The sequence below is a fragment of the Bradyrhizobium ganzhouense genome, assembly GCF_049949285.1.
In the GTDB taxonomy this organism is placed as follows: domain Bacteria; phylum Pseudomonadota; class Alphaproteobacteria; order Rhizobiales; family Xanthobacteraceae; genus Bradyrhizobium; species Bradyrhizobium ganzhouense.
This window is the reverse complement of sequence record NZ_CP181318.1, coordinates 3,396,943-3,417,336: the sequence shown is the minus strand read 5'-3', so window position 1 is coordinate 3,417,336 and position 20,394 is coordinate 3,396,943. Positions and strand designations below refer to the sequence as shown.

General features: G+C 65.6%; 1 protein-coding gene. It reads right to left on the bottom strand.

Annotation, left to right across the window (positions count from 1 at the left end; all coding sequences use genetic code 11):
* Positions 1-2: 2 nt before the first annotated feature.
* Positions 3-20,336: a leukotoxin LktA family filamentous adhesin gene (locus ACLFLU_RS15480; RefSeq protein ID WP_426413028.1), complete on the bottom strand. Its 20,334-nt coding sequence runs from the start codon at positions 20,334-20,336 to the stop codon at positions 3-5.
* Between the last annotated feature and the right edge of the window lie 58 nt (positions 20,337-20,394).

The window sequence follows — 20,394 nt, the reverse complement described above, 5'->3', positions numbered from 1 at the left end:
ATTTACCACGCCTCCGCGAGGCGACTCACTGCCGGCTTCGTCATTGCACCAATTGCTGCATCCTTCCAGCCCGGGCGACCCGCGCGCTGTCCCTGGCGGCGCAGCTTGCGCATGTCGCTGAGCCCTTCGACGTTCACGGCGGGACCAGACCCGATGGTCTCGACCGGCCGCGGCGACAGCAATGCGTCGAGCCGTGCATGGCCGGAGAGACCGAGCTGGTAGAATGTTCCTGCCCCGCCCTTCTGCGCCAGCCAGGTATCGATGCTCTCATAGCCCTCGCCGTCGACGGCGATGTTGCGCGCCATGCTGGCGCCCGTGTAGCTGCTGCAGCAGGCGTGGCTCGACCCGTAATTGGTGACGCTGGCCGAGATATCGCCGGTGTAGAACACCACATAGGCGTTGGTGACGTTGGCGTTGCCGACCTGGCTCATCGTGAACACGCCGTCCGGCTGGTACAGCTGAAGCGTCGGCCCATTGTTCGGCGCCACCGTACGGTTGTTCAGCAGCACCTGCTCGGTCGCCGTGGTCAGCAGGAGCTGGCCCGGGACGTAGCCGTTCAGGATCGTCACGGAGTGCGCATCGGTCAGGAAGTTCGCATCCACCACCCTGAAGTTGTTGACGATGATGGTATCAGGATCGATCGAGATGTTGGCGTACTTGGCGACGCCACCATTGGAGCCGGTGATATTCAGGATCAGCGGAACCGGCGGGTTCGAGCGGACCTGCTCGCCCCTGACAGTGATGGTGTCGGCGGCAAGATCGAGCTCCCTGACCACACTGACCCAGTTGATGGTCAGGTCGCCCGACGAGGTCATCTTGACCACGTCGCCGCTGATCCGGTCGAACGAGACTGACCCGGCCACATCGAAGCGGGTATCGCCGTTGGCCGTGATCGATCCGCCGTGCAGCGAGCCGGCGTCGGACTTGACGATGAGGTCACCCGCATCGCCGGGGATGCCGGTCGTGGTGAGCTGGCTGAAGACGATGTCGTCGTGGGCATGCAGGGTCTGCGTGCCGCCGCTGATGGCGGTGCCGAGGGTGATCCCTCCGGCCGTCGCAGTGATGTCCAGCGTGCCGCCGACATTGAGGTTGTCCCACTTGACGACGGTGCCCTGCAGAAGCGTGTTGCCGGTCGAGGCCGTGAGGTTATGACCCATGTTGGTGCCGGCGGCGATCAGCTTCGCCGAGCCATTGGCCGTGACCGAACCCAGCGTCGGCACGCCGCCTGACATCACCGTCTGCGCGAGGATGAAACCGTTATCGGCGGTGACGTTGACGTTGCCGACGTCGCCATTGCGGCCCGTCGCCGTCAGCGCGTTGAAGGTCAAATTGTCGTGGGCGTGGATGGTCTGCGTGCCGCCGCTCTGAGCGGTCTGCAAGGTGATGCTGCCCTGGCTCGCGGTGGCGCCCAGCGTCGTCGCGACGTTGAGGACGTTCCAGTTGATCGGGCCGCCGGCGGTTAGCAGGGCTGAGCCGGTCGTCGCCGCAAGCGTGTTGCCGGTGATGGTCGTAGCGGCCAACAGTGTCGCCGAGCCGTTGACGGACAGCGAGCCCAGCGTCGTCACCCCGCCCGACGTCACCGTCTGCGCCAGGATGAAGCCGGTGTCGGCGGTGACGTTGATGTTGCCGACGTCGCCGTTGATGCCGGTCGCCGTCAGCGCGTTGAAGGTCAAATTGTCGTGGGCGTGGATGGTCTGCGTGCCGCCGCTCTGCGCGGTCTGCAAGGTGATGCTGCCCTGGCTCGCGGTGGCGCCCAGCGTCGTCGCAACATTGAGGACGTTCCAGTTGATCGGGCCGCCGGCGGTTAGCAGGCCTGAACCGGTCGTCGCCGCAAGCGTGTTGCCGGTGATGGTCGTGGCGGCCAGCAGCGTCGCCGAGCCGTTGGCGGACAGCGAGCCCAGCGTCGTCACTCCGCCCGACGTCACCGTCTGCGCCAGGATGAAGCCGCTATCGGCGGTGACGTTGATGTTGCCGACGTCGCCGTTGGTGCCGGTCGCCGTCAGCGCGTTGAAGGTCACGTTATCGTGGGCGTGGATGGTCTGCGTGCCGCCGCTCTGCGCGGTCTGCAAGGTGATGCTGCCCTGACCCGCGGTCGCGCCCAGCGTCGTCGCGGCGTTGAGGACGTTCCAATTGATCGGGCCACCGGCGGTCAGCAGGCCTGAGCCGGTCGTCGCGGCAAGCGTGTTGCCGGTGATGGTCGTGGCGGCGAGCAGCGTCGCCGAGCCGTTGGCGGACAGCGAGCCCAGCGTCGTCACCCCGCCCGACGTCACCGTCTGCGCCAGGATGAAGCCGTTATCGGCGGTGACGTTGATGTTGCCGACGTCGCCGGCATTGCCGGTGGAAGCGAGCGCGTTGAACGTCACGTTCTGGCTGGCGTGGATCGTCTGCAAGCCGCTGCTGCTGGCGGTCCCGATCACGATGCTGCCGTTGGCGGTGACGGCGCTGAAGCTGCCGCTCGCGCCCGTCGCCGTGCCCGCGGCCACCTGGTCGAGCGTCAGGCCGCCGGTGCCGAGGATGTCGACGTTGCCCTTGACCGCCGAGAGCAGGCCCGCCTCGGTATCGGTGAGCGCTTTCAGGTAGATGTCGCCGGCGCTCGCGCTTGCCGACAGCCGCGCCGCGCTGAAGATGAACCGGTCCGTCGCAGTGCCGATGCCGTTCGACGCGCTCAGCGAAACTTCGCTGCCCGAGCCGGACGCGACGAACTTGGTCTGACCGTCGCCATTGCCGATGATCGCCCCGAGCGAGGCGACGCCACCGGCGGTGACGATGATCGACGGCGCGTTGCCGGCCGCGGCATAGGACTGCGACGAATTCAGCTGACCGATCGTCGCATCGCCCGTGGTGGTCACCGAGATCACCCCGGCCGCGTTGATGGCAGAATAGGCGCCCATCGACAGCGTCGCGGCCACGAGCGTCACCCCGTCCGAAGTGCTGGTCGCAACCACCGGCGCCGTGCTGGTGCCGGCGGTGAAGGTCATGCCGCGGTTGGCAAGGAGTTGCATCAGGCCGTCACTGGTGAGGTCGGCATTGATGGTGAGCGCGCCGCGCGCCACGTTCAACGTCATCGCGCCGCCCGCCGTCAGCGATCCATAGGCACCGCTCGTGCCGACCCCCATGTCGCCGGTGACCGCGAGGAGGCTGAAATCGCCGCCTGCAGAGCCGGTGACGGCGCCGGAGATGTTCACCTGCAGCGGCTGGAAGGTCGAGCCGTTGAAGCTGATATTGCCGCCGGCGCGCAGATCGAGGTCGGTGCCCAGAATATGGATCGCGCTGCGGTCCGAGAAGCCGGCCTCGCCATAGATGCTGCCGGTCGCGGCAAGCTGGATCTCGTTGCCGGCGGAGATGTTGCCGAGGATGAGGTCGCCCGTGGTCTGCTTCACATAGATACCCTGCCCGGACGAGACCTGGTCGAGCTGGTCGTTGGCCGGGTTGGCAAAGGCGATCTGGATCGCATTCGCGTTGCTCGCGGGATTGCTTCCGGCGGCTCCGGGAGCGCCGATATTGCCGTGCTCGGCGATCAGGGTCAGGTTGGCGATATCACCCGAGATCACAGGCACACCGGTCACGCCGGCGGCAGCGGTGATGCCGGTCACGGCATCGAGCTTGACGTCGCCGCGGCCGGTCACCTGGATGCCGTTGGCCTGCGCCGCGGCGATCGGGCCGTAGCTCGCGGTGACGCCGCCGAGCGTGAGGCTGTTCTTGCTGCCGAGATAGATGTTCGACAGCGCGTTGGCCGAGATCGCGGTCGGGTTATCGAGGAGGACGAGATTCTGCTGCGACAGGCTGACCGTGTAGGTCACGACATGGGTCGTCGGGTCCGTGGTCGCGCCGACGGTGAGCTGACCGGGACCGGCCGAGGAGAGCAATCCCCTCTGAGCCGTAGTCAGCGACGAGGAATCGACGCTGGTGAAGGTGAACGTCTGGGGCGCGGCCGAGTTGCCGACCGAACCGTGCGGCGCGTAGAGCATGATCTGGCTTGCGCTGATATTGGCCGCGACGTTCGTGTCGATCGGCGGCGGCGCCGCGCCGACGGCCGACGACGAGACCGTGTAGGCAAGCTGGCTCTGCGTCCACTGCGCGCCCGCCGTGATGATGCTGTAGACCGCCTCGGTCGATGCGAGCGTGTAGGTATAGTTCGCATTGTAGGCATTCAGCGCCGTCTGCAGCGCCGCGTTGCTCGGCAGCCGCTGATTGGCGGTCGCCACACCGTCGAACAGTTTTGCGAACAGCGTCGTCGACAGCGAGCTGCCGAACACGGTCGCCAGCGGATCGGCGGGTGCCGCGCCGAGCAAGGTCGTCAACGAGCTGTTGAGCTGGTCGGTGGAGATCTTGCCGAGCAGGAACTGATCCCTCAGGAACCGCGTCGTCGCCTCAACCTGCATCTGCGTCGTCGTGACGTTGGTGGGATCAATGCCGAGCTTGGCCGCCACCTGCGCCCGCAGCACCGTCAGACCCACCGAGGTCGGATTGTAGGTGCTGCCGTTCGTGAAGGCGATGTTCCTGAGCTGGAAGTAGTCGTTATAGGCCGACGTGACCATGGACTGGTAGCTGTTGACGGCGGCGGTGGCGGGATTGCCGTTGAGCAGGTCGAGATTGGCCCAGACGGCCTGGAGATGCGCGCTCTCCGCCGCGGAGATACCGGCCGCCGCCCGGCCGTTGAGGATGTTGGCGTGGTTGCCGTCGGAGCCGGCCGCCTCCAGGAAGACCGGGCCGCCGGTCGACTGGACCGTGCCGAGGCGCAGATCGCCCTTGGACTGGATGATGTAGGCGCCGGTGGCCGAGGAACTGTCGAGAACGCCGCCATCGACGGTGCCGTTGGTCTGAACCGTGCCCGTCGCCTGGATCACCAGCGGATTGATGTTGGTCAGGGTCGACGCACCATTGACGACGCTGCTCGTCGCGCCGATCGCACCGGCGGCGGAGTCGATCTCGATGTTCTTGCCGATCACGACGGGGTTGGTGACGTCGTAGGGCGATGCCGAATTGATGTCGCCGATGGCTGACAGGAAGACGCTGCCCTGCGGCGCGTTGCCCGCGACGGTCGGACTTACCTTCACCTGGTTGATCGACAGCGCGCCGATCGCCGCGATCGAGATGTCATGGTCGACCGAATTGGCAGTCAGGCTGCCGCCATAGAGCTGCACCTGGACCGGAACACCGTTCGCGCCGAGCGTGCCGATGCCGCCTGGCGCCGACAGGCTGACGCTGGTGCCCGAGATCACCGGGTTGTTCGCGTTCGCACCGACCGTGATCGACGAGTTGGCGCCGGTGGCCGCGAACGAGGTCGTGCCCTGAAGATTGTTGACCGACCCGTTGAGGACGATGCTGGAGTTCGAATTGACCGCAACGGTGCTGGTGCTGCCGCCGTTGAACTGGATGTTGATCGGGTTCGATGCCTTGACCGTGTTGGTCAGCGTCAGGGTCAGGTGCGTGTAGATCTCCTGGTACCAATTGTACTGTCCGTCGGCGCCGCAGCACTTGCCGGAATGGGTGTTCTGCCCGTTGTTGCCCGGCCTGCTGTCGTTCGGAATGTAATAGCTGCCGGTCGCGGTGACGACTTCCTGGTAGTTGGAGGCCTGCGTACCTGACACCAGACTGACCGTGCGGTTCCAAGGCTGCGCGCCGGTATAAGTCCAGCCGTAGTCGAACTGCGTGCTGGTCGGCGAACGATCCAGCGTCGCCGTGTCGACCCACTGATAAAGCATATCGGCCTGCGGCGCGTACTGGACGCCTGCCGTACTGCTGACGCCGTTGAGCATCGAGGCGGTGTACTGGTTTGCATTGACGCTGTTGGTCACATAGGTCGACACCTGCTGACCGGCCGCAGCGGTGGGATCGAAGACGTACCACTTGGTCTGCTGCTTGAGCTGATCGACGATCTCGATCACGCTCGGGGTGGTGACCCCGGTGTTGATGGTGTTGGTGACGAGCTGCAGGCCGGTGGTGTTGTTGACCGTGACCGTGCCGGCGCCGCCGTTGATCACGAGCTTGCCCTGTAACTGGCCGTCCTGGGTCGAGGTCGAGATGATCTTGCCGTTCAAATAGATGTAGCCGCCGGAACCCTGCACCACGCTGTTCAGGACGATCTGGTCGGTGAGAACGTTGTACTTGGCCCCGATCGTGGCGTCGCCGGCGCCCGACGTCGTGAGATCGCCAACTGGAATATCCCAATAGACGCCGTGTTGCGCATTGGCCTGGGCCTGGGCAAGGCCTGCGCCGCTCTTGAGGAGGTTGATGTCCCTCAGGGCGTTGGCGCCGATGTTGACCGAATAATTGCTGCTCGATCCGCTCTGGAGGGTGCCGTTGATGTTGATCACGGACGCCGAGATGATGATCGCCTTGCCGATGATCTGGGGATCGTTTTGAGGCTGGACTCGCGGCGCAGCCGCGGTGATCGGCGTGATCGCTGCCGGCTGGATGTTGATAACCTGGAAATAGTCTCCGCATCCCGAGCAATTGAACGGCGAGAAATAGTTGCTCGTGCCGTTGGACGTGTTGCTGAAGACGCCCTGGCCCGTATAGGTGTTTCGCTCCCACGGCGCGTTAGTGATGGTCTGGATCGTCGGCCCCTCGATGGCCGCGAGCGTGGCGGTGCTCGGCACACTGCCGGCGTTGGGATTACCGTCGCCGGGCGCGCCCTGGCCCATCGGCAGGAAGATCGCCGAATAGAGCGACGTGCCGTCGTAGTACAGATCCAGCATGCGCGCAGTGAAGACCGTGCTGTTGGCGGCCGTTTGCTGAACGCCGGAATGGCCGTCGACGCAGCAGTAGTAGAAATACGGGTGATTGCCGCCGTCCGCGATATGCGGGCTGGTCGCGTAGTCGCCGTAGGCACCGAGATAGGTCGCCGCCAGCATCACCGCCGTGAGCGTGTCGTGGTCCCCCGGCTTGAATTCGGTACTCGCCCATTGGTCGGCGACGCTGCCGTTGGTGTCTTTGAAGCTCCCGAGACCGCCGAGGAAGGTGAACGATCCCTTGGGCACCACCATCTGGATGGTCGCGGCATTCATGGCCTGCGACGCGACGACGCTGCCGGAATTGTTGGTAATCTTGAGCACGCCGTTGTCGTTGGTGATGGCCCCGTCCAGATAGAGGTCGGGCGTGCTGGTGAGCGCGTTGCCGTTCTGGTCGACGGCCTGGCCGGTGACGGCATCCAGACGGTTGTAGGTGGCCGAGATGTCGATGAGCGGCGACGCACTCGGCGTAGCGGTGAAAGTCACGTTGGAATGCGAATCCGGATCGACATGGTCGATCTGGCGATAGGTGATGTTCCCTCCGCTCACATTGGTGATCGTGAGGTTGTTCAGGTCCATGAAGTCGAGACCCTTGTTCTCGATCTTGATCAACGGCGAGCTGCGCGCGATGACGGCCGGCGCCGCGGGATTCGTGCCGCTGTTTCCGGTCAGCTTCTGCGCCAGGATCGAGACGTTGCCGGCGGACACCAGCATGTCGCCGAACGCGAAGGCGTTGCCTGCAGCGTCGGTCGTGAAGGGCGCCTGCTGGATCAGCGTGTTGATCTGGCGCTGGATGTCGCCGGTCGGATCGGTCCCGGAGGGCGACATCGTGGCCGGGTTCGCGGTCGTTGACGTCGAGAGCTGGGAGCGGATTTGCGCCGCGGTCAGGCCGGTCAGCGTCACGAGCTGGTTGACGATCAGCTGGTAGGGATTGAAGCTCGAGACGACGGTGTACTGGACCGTCTGGTGGTTCCAGCTCATCACCGGACTGAAGTGATTGACGTCGGAAACGGATTCGAGAACAGACGCGCCGCTGTTGGTCAGCGACGAGTAAGGACTGGTCGTGCTCAGCGTGGGCGCGGTGGCGCCCAGCTCGATCGTGATGGTCAGATCGTCGTTGATGCCCGCCACCACCAGGCCATTGAGCGCGACATCGCCGGTTCCGCTGGTGTGGCTGTGGTTATCGCTGTTCTTGGCGCTGAAGATGTCCAGATACGGATTGTAGTTGCTGCCGTTGCCGGCGGCCGTGACCTGCGCCTGGGTTGCTCCCAGATAGATGTTTTGCACACCGAGCACACTCGACGTGTTGGCGAGCGTCAGGCTCGTGGTGTCGTCGGCATTGGCCGTGCCGCGGTACAGGGCGGAGATCGGGATAGCGGTGTTGTTGTAGACGACCGTCGTCGCCGTCGCCTGCACGCTGCTGAACACGCTGCCGTCGCCGGCGAGACCCGCATAAATCGTGATGTCGCCCCAGGCCTCGACCTTCGCGTTGCTGCCGACGTTGACGGCCTGGTTCGCGTGAACCCAGCTGTTGGTGCTGGCGCCGACGCCGGCGATCGCGCCGTAGAGACTGGCGTTGGCATTGTTGGCCGCCGCCATCTTCGCGGCCGTGCCGACATAGATCCTGCCTGCGCTGAAGAGCTCGCGGGCATTGATGTTGACCTGGAGCGTGGCGTTCGCCGTCATGTCGGATTCGGCGCCGCCGCCGGCGAAGAAGCTCGCCGTGGCCAGGCTCACCGTGTCGTTCGTGTTCAGCGTGTTGTAGGCCTCGATGTTGATCACCGCGTTCGACGTCCGCGGATCATCGTTGAGGCTCAGGACCGTCCCGGCATCGATATTGGTGGTGACGGTCTGGGTGACGGTCGAGTTGCTGAGCGCCGCCGCGCCCGAGAACATGCCGCCCGAACCCGAACGCGCGCCGCCGCCGGCCTGGTTGACGATGTCGTTGGAGATGACATCCATGTCGCCGCCGGCGGAGTTGATGATCAGGTGCGTGCCGACCTCGGCCGTGGTCGTCGAGGTGACATCGTTCTGCGCGCTGCCGCCGGAGACGCCGGCCGTGGAGGCCTGGTAGGCGTCGCCGCTGGCGGCATAGTTCGTGGTGTGCTTGGCGCGGATGTTGAGACCGCCGAAATAGAGCGTGTCGTCGGTCCCGTTACCGTCCATCCGCGCCTGGGTGGTCGCGGTCGAGCTGGTGGTCGCCACCGCCGCGGCGCCGGCATAGGTGCCGCCCGCGCCGACGACCGCATTGGCGACGTTGGCATCGACGCCGGTCGCGGTGATCTGGAGAACACCCGTATTCGACGCCGACGTGATCGCACCCGCCCCCAGATAGGCGTATGTGTGCGCGCTGGACGATACCTGCGCGACGCTCGCCCCCAAGGCCAGGAAGCCGGTCGAAAGGCCGGTCGCCTCCGCGTATTGGGCGCTGTCGTTTTCGGCTGCGATGGTCACGTTTGCGTTGGGAAGCGTAATTCCGGTCCCGCCATAGGCATTGACCGTCGCGTTCTCCGAAGCCTTGGCGTAGCTGCCCTGGGCGCCGATCAGCGATCCGCCGCCACCTGCGAGTGCCCAGGCGTAGGTCGTCGTGCCGCCCGTCGGGACCAGTGCCATGGCGGCCACGGAGACCGCGCCGCCCGAGAAGATGGTGTTGTCGCCGATATCGGCCGTGACCTGGGCTCCGACCGTCGACTGGGCGACGGCGACGCCGACCGCACCGCCGCCGACCGAGACGCCGATCGCGCTGCTCGACAGATTGGGCGTGATCGACGCCGACACCAGCGTACCCACCCCGGTCGCGGACGTCGCGATCGTGGAGCCTGTGCCGATATCGGCGGTCACGCTCGAATTCTCGTGGGCCTCGGCGTCGGCACCGACGCCTGCGACGATACCGCCGCCGAGCGCCGTCGCCGTCGTGGTCAAGGTGCCCGCGCCTTGCGCGCCGACCGCAAGCGTCGAGGTATTGACGTTGGCACCCTGCAGCACGTCGGCCGAGACCGTGCTCGACCGGCTCGCCGTCGAAATCGAGGCGCCGACCGCCGCGGCGCCGGCGGTGACACCGCCGGTGAAGACGATCTGGGTCGTGGAATCCTGCGCCATCACCGCAACACCGGCGCCGCCCGTCCCGGTCACGGAGCCGCCGAGCTCTGCCGTCACGTGGTTGGAGACGTTGCCGACCGCCACCGCGGCATCCGCGCCGAAGTAAAGCCCAGCACCACCGGCGATGGCCTCGGTGTTGATGGTCTGGCCGGCATAAGGCCCGGAGCCGGCGTCCTTGACCACCGCCGCAACCATGACCGACGGCGCGGTAACGGCCGAGCTCAGATTGGCAGTCACGCGGCTGTTGACGCTGGTGTAGCCGATGCCTGCGCCGATGCCGACATTCTTGCCGAAGCCGGCGCCGAGCAGATACATCTTGGTCGCATTGGCGCTGGTGGCGCCGACATTGACCTGCGTGCCCGTCGCGCTGCCGCCCGCGATCTGCGCGGTGACGCCGTCGGCGCCGCCGACCAGCACGGTGCTGACGTCGTAGGTCGAGGTGACATGGGCGTTGTTCGGATTGCCGGCGGTGCCGCTCGCAACGGCATCGCTGCCGTGCGAATTGCTGGTGCTGTTGTTGACCGCCGTGATGGTGCCGGCGTTGTGGCCGTTGCTGTCGCGCTGATCCAGTTGCCCGGTTTCCTGGATCTGCGTGTCGGAATCGGCCGTGTTCTCGCCGATGATGATGACGCCGACCGTCGCACCGATGCCGAGGCTGCCGCCGACGCCCGCGGTGACCGCGTAGGACAGCACTTCCTTGGTGCTGAGCGCGCTGACATTGATCGCGGCGGAGGAGTTCAGGCTGCTGTTGACGCTTTCCGCAATGGTCTGGCTCTTGAAGACCAGCACGTTGGCGGCCGCGCCGACACCGACGCCTGAGCCGCTGGCGCCGATCGCGAGCGCGCCGGCGATCTCCTTGATCGCGACATCCTCGTTCGCGATGATGGTGACCGCGCCGGCCGTGCCACCCGTGGGCGACAGCAGCGTGGTGTCGTAGACACCGGCGATGGTGGTGTTGTTGGCGATCTCGATGTTCGCCATGCCGGCGATCGCGGCCGCCCCGGTCGCGAGCGAGCCGCCGACCGAATAGGCCTGGAAACGATCGACCGTGTTGGCCTCGACGTCGAGCGCACCGCTCAGATTGAGCGCGGTCGTGTGCGTCGTGGTGCCGCCATGATAGAAGAACTCGTCGCCGACATAGGCCTCGGTCCGGTTCGCCGAGACCTGGACCAGGAAGGCCGCGGAGACCGCGGCCTGGCTGCCATAGGCCGCCGAGCCACCCGCCGAGTAGATGGCGGTGGTGTCGTTGGCGTTGACGGTCAGCGACGACGCGGTCAGCACACCGCCGTCGACATAGGCCTCGGTGGTCGCGGCGAAGATGTTCAGGGCGACCGAGCCGGTGTTGAAGCCGATGCCGATCGAGGACGCATCCTGCTCGGCATTGGCCTTCACCGTGACGGCGCCGACCGTCGCGGACGGCGTCGCCGACAGGCCGCCGACGGTCGCATTGGTGACGGTGGCCATCGTGGTGCGCGACATCGTCGTCGAGATGATGGTCGCGCCGCCGCCACCGGTGCCGGTCGGGGGCACGATGCCGGCGCCGAACGCGCCGGAATAGGAGAAGCTCGAGGCGGCGACGTCGATCTGCGGCAGCAGGCTCGCGCTGGTCAGGCGCGTGTCGATGCTCGCGCCGTCGATATAGGCGTTGGTCGACCCGCTCAGCACCGAGGTGATCGGGTTGATCATGATCGAGATGCCGGTGCCCGCCGAGATCGTCATGACATTGGTCACGACGGCCTGGTGCGAGCTCGCCACCACCGCGAGGCCCTTTACCGTATCCTGGGTCTCGCTGAGGTCGGGCGTGCTGTCGGTCGGCGCCTGGAAGCCGCTGAGATCGTTCGCGTGCGCCAGCGTGCCGCTGTTGACCGACAGCGTGTCGGTCGAGCTGGTTCCGAGCGCGTCGACCTTGGTGCTCGATCCGCTGATATAGGCCGAGGTGCTGCCGGTGATCTGGTTGGTGACGATCGAGCCGGCGCCGCCGGCCGCGCCCTTGGAGATCGAGAGCGCGCCGGCGGACACGACGATGTTGTCCGAATTGCTGGCGATCACCCCGACATTGTTGTTGGCCGTGACGTCCGCCCCGCTGGTGATGCTGGCCGTGACGTTGGTGCCCAGCAGGTTGGTCGCGACCGAACCGGCAAGGCCGACCTGCGACGACAGCGCGACACCGACCGCAACCGTCGAGATCGAGGCGTTCGAGGTGGCACTGACGCCGACATCGCTGCTGGCGATGATCTTGGCACCGGTGACGGCGGCGTTGAGCTGGTTGTCGATCTCGCTATAGACAATCGAGAGGCCGCCGGCGTTGCCCTCAGTGGACGCGCCCGCAACCGCCGCCGTGGAGATGATCGAGGAACGGTCGAGCGCCTGCACTGTGACGTTATTCGCGTTCATCACCGTATTGGTGTTGGTCGAGTTACCGTCACCAATCGTCGCCGAGACGTTGTTGCGGATGGTGCTGATGACCGCACTGCCCTGCCCGGCAAATTTTCCGGTCGCCAGACCGAAGCCGATCCCGACCGACTGGATTTTGGAAGAATCTTCCGCCGCCACCAGCACGTCGCCGGTGGTCACGGTCATCTGCGTCTGGGTGACGAAGGCCGAATGCCTGGTGGAGATGGCATCGACGACGATGGAAACGCCGATGTTGTTCTTGCCGACCTGGACGATGCCGGCGATCGAGGTGATCGCAGCGCCCGGCCCGGCGCCGACGCCGCCGTTGAGCGCCGCGCCGCTGAAATCGACGCAAGCCTGCGAGCCGCTCGAAGTGACGCAGTTGTCGCCCGCGAGCTGGCCGTTGTTGGAAGAGCGCACCAGCGTCGCAAGCGCGTTGTCCAGTCCGCTGTTATCGAGGCTGATGGCGCTGACATTGACGTTGCCGCCGGAGACCCCGATCGTGCTCGTGGTAATGTAGGCCAGCACGCTCGGGCTGATCGAGTCGATGACGATGGAGCCTGCCAATCCGTTCTCGGCGGCGTAACCGCCGGACGCGGCGCCGGCAGCGATCACGCTGGCGTCGTCGCCGATGACAGTCAGCGAATTCCATCCGCCGACATTGGAATTGGAGATGTGCGCGTCCACGGCGTTGCCGCCGCCGGGATTGCGGATCTCGGCATAGGTGATCGCAAGGCCGATCGCGTTCTTGTCGCCGTTGAGATAGAGCGAGCCACCGCCGATCGCGATGTTGGATGTCTGGTAGGCGTTGACATTGGCGGCGGCGGTGCCGCCGCTCAGGCCGGTGACGGTTGAGCTGTCGATATAGGCGGTCGCGGTATCCGAGATCGAACCGACCGACACCGACACCGACGCGCCGTTGCCGGTTCGCGTCGCGGCAAGCGCCAGCGCCACCGCCGTCAGCGAACCGCCGCTGAGCGCCTGGACGTTGACGGCGGTCACATCCGTAATCGTCGAATTGGCGATATAGGCCGTGGTCGAGTTGCTGGACAGCGCGACCGCAATCGCACCGGCGATCGCAGCGCTGATCGCGCTGCCGCCCGCCAGGTTGAGCGCGGCGGCACCGGAACCGTTGGTGATGATGGTGTCGTTCAGCGCCTGGACCTGGATCGCGGGCGCGTCAGTCAACCCATACGGATTGCCGCTATTGACGGTCACGCCCTTGATGAAGGCCGTGGTGTCCAGGCCCGTGCTCGAGACCGCCGAACTGCCCGCGATATCGATGCTGAACTTGGACGAACCGCCTTTCTGCCCGGCGGCATTCTTGACCGCATCGACCGAACCGATGAAGCCGGTGGACTTTGAAGCGCCGTAGAACGTCTTTACCTTGCTGGCGAACCCCATCTGGGCAAACGGGTCGGATTCCACGGCCGCCACCGCGGCGACCGTCACCCGCCCCGCGGTCGCGGCGTCGACCTGCAGGCTCTTGGTCGTGATCTGACCGCCCGAACCGCTCATGGCGCTCGCATCGTCGTCGCTGAACGGGCCACCGACGATGTCGTTGCGGTTGTCGCCGATGAAAGCTGCTGTATCGGTCAGCGCGGTCATGTACGCCACGGAGACGCCCACGCCGGACACGGTTTCGAGCTGGATCGCGCCCGACAGCGAGAACAGCGACACGTTCTGGTTGGCGGAAACCTGCACCGATCGCGGCGAAATCACGGTGGCCATCGAACTGATCGAGGCATGGGTGGTGTTGGCGAGGAACGCCATCGACACAATGCCGTTCAGCGCAAGGCTGCCGGTCGACGATCCCGATGTCGGCGCGATCGCAAACATCAGATCGGTGGTGTTCGCGGTCACGCTGACGTCGCTCAGCGAATTCAGCAGGACGCCCGACGACACGCCGGCGATGGTGTTGGTGGTCGACTGGATCAGGTTGAGCGTACCGCCCGCGGCCGTACCGGGGCTGTCGGAACCGGGCAGCAGCACCAGCGGCCCGAAGACGCCGCCGATGTCGATCGACGTGTTGTAGGTGTAGGCCGACACCGTCAGCGCCGAGGCGAACCCCTGCGAAATGTTGACGCCGTCGATGTTGGTGAACGACGACGCCGTCCAGCCGACCGTGCTGCTCGGGGCCCGCGTGGACGACAGTTGCGCGCCGCTGCCGACCCATGACGTGGTGTTGTCGTTCAGGCCGAAATCGGCGAACGAGCCGGCGACCGAGACCGTGCCGCCGCCGCTGGAATTCGCGTTGGCGTAGGTGGTGACGATATTGTTGACGACGCCGAAATTGGCATTGAGATGGCCGAACGTGTCGCTCACGCCATTCCACTGGCCCCACGAATTGGTGTTGGGAATGGTCGTCAAGGCCGCGACGCCGATGTCGGCCGCGGTGACCCAGACGTTCGCGCCGATATAGGCGTTTGAGTTGTGGGAGAACTGGCCGATTGCGACAGCGGCGGCAATCGCAACCTTCGGACCGTCGGCCCCGGTAACGTTCACCGTCGAGGACGAATTGTTTCGGATCTGGTCATCGATCAACTGGCTGACGACCGCGACGTCGCCGTTGGTGTAGATCCGCGGCGCAGAAGAGCTGCCGTTCGTCGCGGCAATGGCGGCGGTGGCCGCTTCCGACGTCGTCGCGAGCGACAACGAGCCTGCCGCCTTCAACGGCAGCTTTTTGTCCGAGAACGGGGTCAACAGGGCTCCGGCCAGGTCACGGAAGCCGTCATATGAACCTGACAACCCGTTGATGATGGTGCCCAGCAATCCCGGCGAACCGAGCGTGACCGACGCGCTGGTCGAGTTCTTCGCAAAATCGGTTGCGGCGGCCACCAGGACGTTGCCGGCCTGGTTGGCACCGTTGGCGCCGAAGTTGGAGCCCAGCGTCGCCGTGGTGGCGACATTGATATTGCTCAAGGCGACCGCGCCGCCCACGCCGCCCGGATCGGTCGAGGTCGTCAGCGGGCTAAATCCTAACGCCGTCGCGCTGACCTGGAAGTTGCTGAAGTTGTTGGCCGAGACCTGCAGGCCCTGGCTGCCGCTGGAGAGGGTCGCGCCCGAATTGACGGTCGCCGCGGTCTTGATGTTGGCCATGCCGATCGCGGTGGTCGCCAGGAACATGCCGGATGTCGTGATCGAAAGCGCCGACACGTTCAGCGTGGTGTCGGTGGCGGCGCCGATCAGAAGACCCTGCCCGGCCCTGATCTTGGCGCCGGATGACACGATGGTCGAGACATCAGCCGTCACGTTGCCGACAACGACAGCCGCGCCAACCGGCGATATCAAGCCGGCCGCCACGACGGGGTCTTCGGCGTCCTGGGTGCCGCGGGCCGAAATCAGCACGTTGCCGGAGCCGGTGATGTCGGCATTGCTGGTGATCGCGACCTTGGCGACCGTATTGGCGGCGACGTATCCGCCGTTGACGCCAAAGAACAGCGACCCGACCGTTTCCGCCACCGTCGCGAAAAAGCCCGCGGCCGTGCTCGTATTCATATTCGAGATGGCGGTCGACTCGGCCTTGATGGTGATGTTGCCGCCGGTGATCTTGCCGTCGACAGTGATGCCGGTGGTCGCACTCGCGAGCCCCGACAGCAGCGTCTGGCTGGCGTTCGCCGTCAGGCTGACGTCGCCGCTGGTGAAGCTGGTTCCGTTGTTGATGACCTGCGCCCGGATCTCGCCATTCTGCATGATCGAGATCGTCGGCGCGCTCAGCGTAACGTTGAGCGCACTCTGCTGAGAGAAGCCGCCAGCGTTAAGGAAACGCGTATCGATAATGCCGCCGCTATCGATGGTGATCGAGCCGTTGGTGCTGATCGAGAACGCGTGGGAGCCGGCAGCCGCCAGGATCAGGTTGGCGATCGTCGAGTTGCTGACGAACCCGGTATTGCTCGCGTTGCTGTCGCCGGTGTCCGGTCCGATATAGACGTTGTCCTGGTCGAAGCTGACGCCGACCGCCCCCGCCAGGATCTGGGCGCCGCTCGCAACCCCAAGCGCCTTCGACGAAAGCGCAATATTAACGGTGCTGCCGCCGTTGATCACGGCGGTCGAGCTCAGGTGCAGGGTCGAGTCGCCCAGCGTCGACAGGACGAAGGTCCCGCCTGCCTGCATCGCCGCGATATAGCTCGCGATCACGTTGTTCGACAGGACCCCGCTCGACCCGTTGTTACCAGTCGAACTGTCGACGCTTTCCCCGTTCCAGAAACCAAAGCGCACGCTGCGGCCGGTATCGACCAGCAGCGACGCACTGTTACCGACGGTGATGCCGCCGGCGGCAAGTGAAATCGCGCCGCCCTTGATCGTGCCATTGATGACGAGCGCGCCGCCCGTCGTCGGGTCCGGAAGGTTGAGCGGATTGTTGACGGGGTTGTTGACGAAGGCAACGGAAGAGGCGGCGATATTGACGGTACCGGACCTGTAGGTGGTGCCGCCCGCGTTGGCGGCCTGGGCGTCGATCACGGCGCCCGTGGCGACCGTCACGTTGGCCGCCGACAGCGAAATGTTGATCCCGTTGGCGGTCGAGTGGGAACTCGCGTCCTTGATCGTACCATCGATCCTGCCGCTGGCATCGACGGTGAGCGAGGTGGTCGTCGAAACCGGGTCGATGACCGAAATCGAGAGCAAGCCATTGCCACGCAGCGCCGTCACATAACGCGCGATGGTCGCATTATCGATGAAGCCGGCAGCATTGGCATTGGTGTCGGTCGATGCATCGCCGATGACCACGGTGTTGGTGCTGGTCAAATTGACCTGCGAAGCGAGCAGCAGCAACGGCGACTGCGCGGTGATCGTCGTGCCGCAATGGTTCGCGTCGGTGCAATTGTACGCTGCATTGACGGCGAGCGTGCCGGTGCGGCCGGCATTGAGCACGACGGCGTTGCCGGTCAGGGTCGCGTTGCCGGAGAACGACAGCAACCCTCCCGCGGTCAGGGTAACGTTGCGCGACGCTCCGGCGGCGATGCTGGCGCCGTTGTCGACGTAGATCGCTGTGGTCGCCTTCAGCGCGAACGTGCTCGAGCCGGCCAGTGAAGCGAGATAGTTCGAAATCGTCGCATTGCTCAGGTACAGCGTATTCACATCGGTCCCTGTGGAACCGATGTGGATGGTCCCGGCCCCGGCGTTGAACGTCACGACGCCGCCGTTGATGGTCCCAGCGCCAGCTGTGATGTTCGTCGCGGAAAGCGTGATGGTTCCCGGCGTATAGTAGGTCTGGTTCGCGACGTTCTGGACGTCGGTACGCAGACCGGCGCCGGTCTCGACCGTGATCGTCGGCGCCGTCAGCGCGAGGTTTCCGGATACACCGGTCGTATTTCCAGTAGAGCTATCGACGTGACGGAGATCGACCACGCTGCCGCTCTTGACCGTGATCGAGGAGTTTGCGCTGAGTTGCAGCGCGCTGACCTGACCGCCGACGGTGGTCAGATAGCCGTTGATCGTGTCTGTCGTCAGGTTGACGCCGGAACCGCCGGTGGCACCCACCACCATATCGGCCGAGCTGGTAAGGCTGAGAGTGGTGGCGACGAGACGCAGCGAAGACGAAAGCACCGCGCCGCCGGTCACCCCGGCGTTGATGGAGACGGTGCTGGCGTTGATGGCAGCGCTGTTGCCGGTCACGGTGCTCGCGCCGGCCAACGTGATCGCGTTCGGCGCCTTGAGCGACACGTCGGCGGCTCCGCCGGCGATCATGCCATTGGCGTCAACCGTGATGGAGTTGAGCGCGGAGAGCGTGAATACGCCGTGACCGCCCTGCGCGGCCACATAGCCTGCGACAGCGTCATTGGAGAGGAAGCCCGCCGCGGAGGCGTTGGTATCGCCCGAAGCCCCGACGATGACGGCGTTTTGCTGAAGGTTGTAAACGACCGCACCCGCGGTGAATTGCGCGCCGCTGGTCACGGCGACGGCCGGCGCCTGGAACGTGATCGAGGCCGTCCCTGCCGGCACCGACGCACTGAATTGCGCCGCCGCCCCGATGCTGATCGAGGCGCCAGCCAGCAGGCTGACACTTGCGCCGGCCAGCGTTCCACCGGCGGCGACGGTGCCGCCAAAGGCCGCCGACGCGTCGAGCGTGATGGCGCCGCCGGTAAAGGTGTTGCTGCCGGAATTCGTCGCACCGGCGAGGATGCTGCTGCCGGCCGCCGCGACGATGGTGTTGGCGGTAACCGAGACGTCGCCGGAATTGGACAACGCGTTGCCGTTGGCGTCGATGCTGCGGCTGTCGAGCACCGCGCCCGAATTCAGCGCGACCGACGTCGCCTTCAGCGTGATGTTGTTGCCGGAGAGCAGGCCGGCCACCGTCACAGCGCCCGGCGCGCCACCTGTCGCGTCGAGAGAAATGTTGCCGGATGCGTAGATCGTATCCGTGGTGATGTTCGCTTGCGCCAGCACCCGGCCGCCGGATGCGATCGTGATCGTCGGCGCCGTCAGTGCGACGTCGAGCGACTTGCCGTTCGAAACGCCGTTGCCGTCCAGGCGGCGTGTATCGATGATGCCGGTGCCGTCAACGGTCAGGGCGGTGGTCGCGCTCAGCGTGAGGTCGCCCAGTCCGCCCATCGCCGCGGAGTAGCGGGCAACAGTGGCATTCGAGATGAAGCCCGCCGCGTTGCTGTTGGCCGAACTGGTGCCGTCGCCCACGAACGCGGTGCTCGCACTGGTCAGCACCAGATGCGCGGCGATGAACCGCAGCGCGGTGTTGGTCACCATCTGCGCGCCACCGTTGGCGGCTGCGTTGATATTGATGGTGCCGCTCGCCCCGGAATCCAGCGACACCGTATCGCCGCGCAGGTAGCTGCCGGCCAGCAAGGTCAGGGTCGGTGCGCTCAGCGTAACGTTGACGCCGCCGGTGCCGCCGTCGACCCGGCCATGCTGATCGATCGTGATCGAATTGCTCGCGGACAGCGTGAAAGTGCCGGTGCCGTTCAGCGCCGAGATCGCGGCCGCGACCGTCGCGTTCGACATGTTGACACCGGCGTCGCCCTGGGCGGTGTCGCCGATGACGATGTCGACGGGATCGAGGACCAGCGTGCCGTGCTTGCCGGTCGGCGCCGCCAGATTGATCTGGACCTTGCTGCCGATATCGAACTTGCCATCGGCGCTGAGGTCGACCAGGCCGCCATTGCCCTTGGCGGAGCTCGCATCGATCCTGGCGCCGCTCTTGACGGTCAGGTCGCCCTGGGTCTTCAGCGTGATGTTGCCGGCGTCTCCGGTCTTGCTCGCCGTGGTGAGCTTCGCGTTCTTGCCGATCTCGATGCTGTTGCCGGCCGTCACGGTGATGTTGCTGGGCGTCGTGGTCTTGCTGCGCGCGGTCAGCCGCCCGTTGATCGTGGCGTTGTTGACGGCCCCGATATGGATCGAGCCATTGCTCACGGTGATGGCGCTGGCGCTGCGCAGGCCCTTGGAGTTGACGGATGCGGCGAACTTCGCGGCGTGGTCGAGATTGGCGATGTCGCGCTGGCTTGCGCCGCCGACGAGGACGTTCTGCCCGGTCAGGCGCACGCCGTCGATGGCATTAATCCGGCCGTAGATCCTGACATTGCCGTCCGGCGAGACCGGGAACGAGCCCGCCATTAGATTGCCGACCGCGGTGCCGTTGATCGCGCCGCCCGGGCCGATCAGGCTGTCGGTGAACTCGCGCGTCGGCGTCGAGACGTTGAGGCTGCCGGTGTTCACCGTGCCGCTGCGGCCGACGATGAAGCCCTTGGGATCGGCGAAGTAGACGTTACCGCCGATGGCGCCGTTCATGTAGGAGTTCAGCGTGCCGTTGACGTAGACGGGCGCGTCGCGAACGATGTTGACGAGGTTTTGCGTGCCGGTCGGCAGTTGCAGATTGACGGTGTTGCCCTGCCCGACGCTGAACTGCGAGAACGAGTTGAAGGCGTTGGCGCCCGACACCGTCGACGTCGTGACGTTGGTGACGCTGCCGGAGGTCTGCAAGGCAGTGCCGGTGCGGCCGTCCGGAACGATGACATTCGCCGTCTGCGCTTGAAGGCGGACGCTGAACACCGGCAGGAAGACCATCTGCATCGCGCAGAGCAGCGACATCGAACGGAAGCGTGCAAGTCCTTGCAGCATCCGTTCGTTGTTGGCTCGCCTCGCAGATGGTCTGCGCATTTCAGATCCTCTTCATCGGCATTGGCGCCGATCCACGACTGGGTGGGAGAATGATGTG

Excerpts from the sequence above, each read along its gene's own strand:
- ACLFLU_RS15480 (WP_426413028.1), bottom strand. The coding sequence starts at position 20,336 with ATGCGCAGACCATCTGCGAGGCGAGCCAACAACGAACGGATGCTGCAA.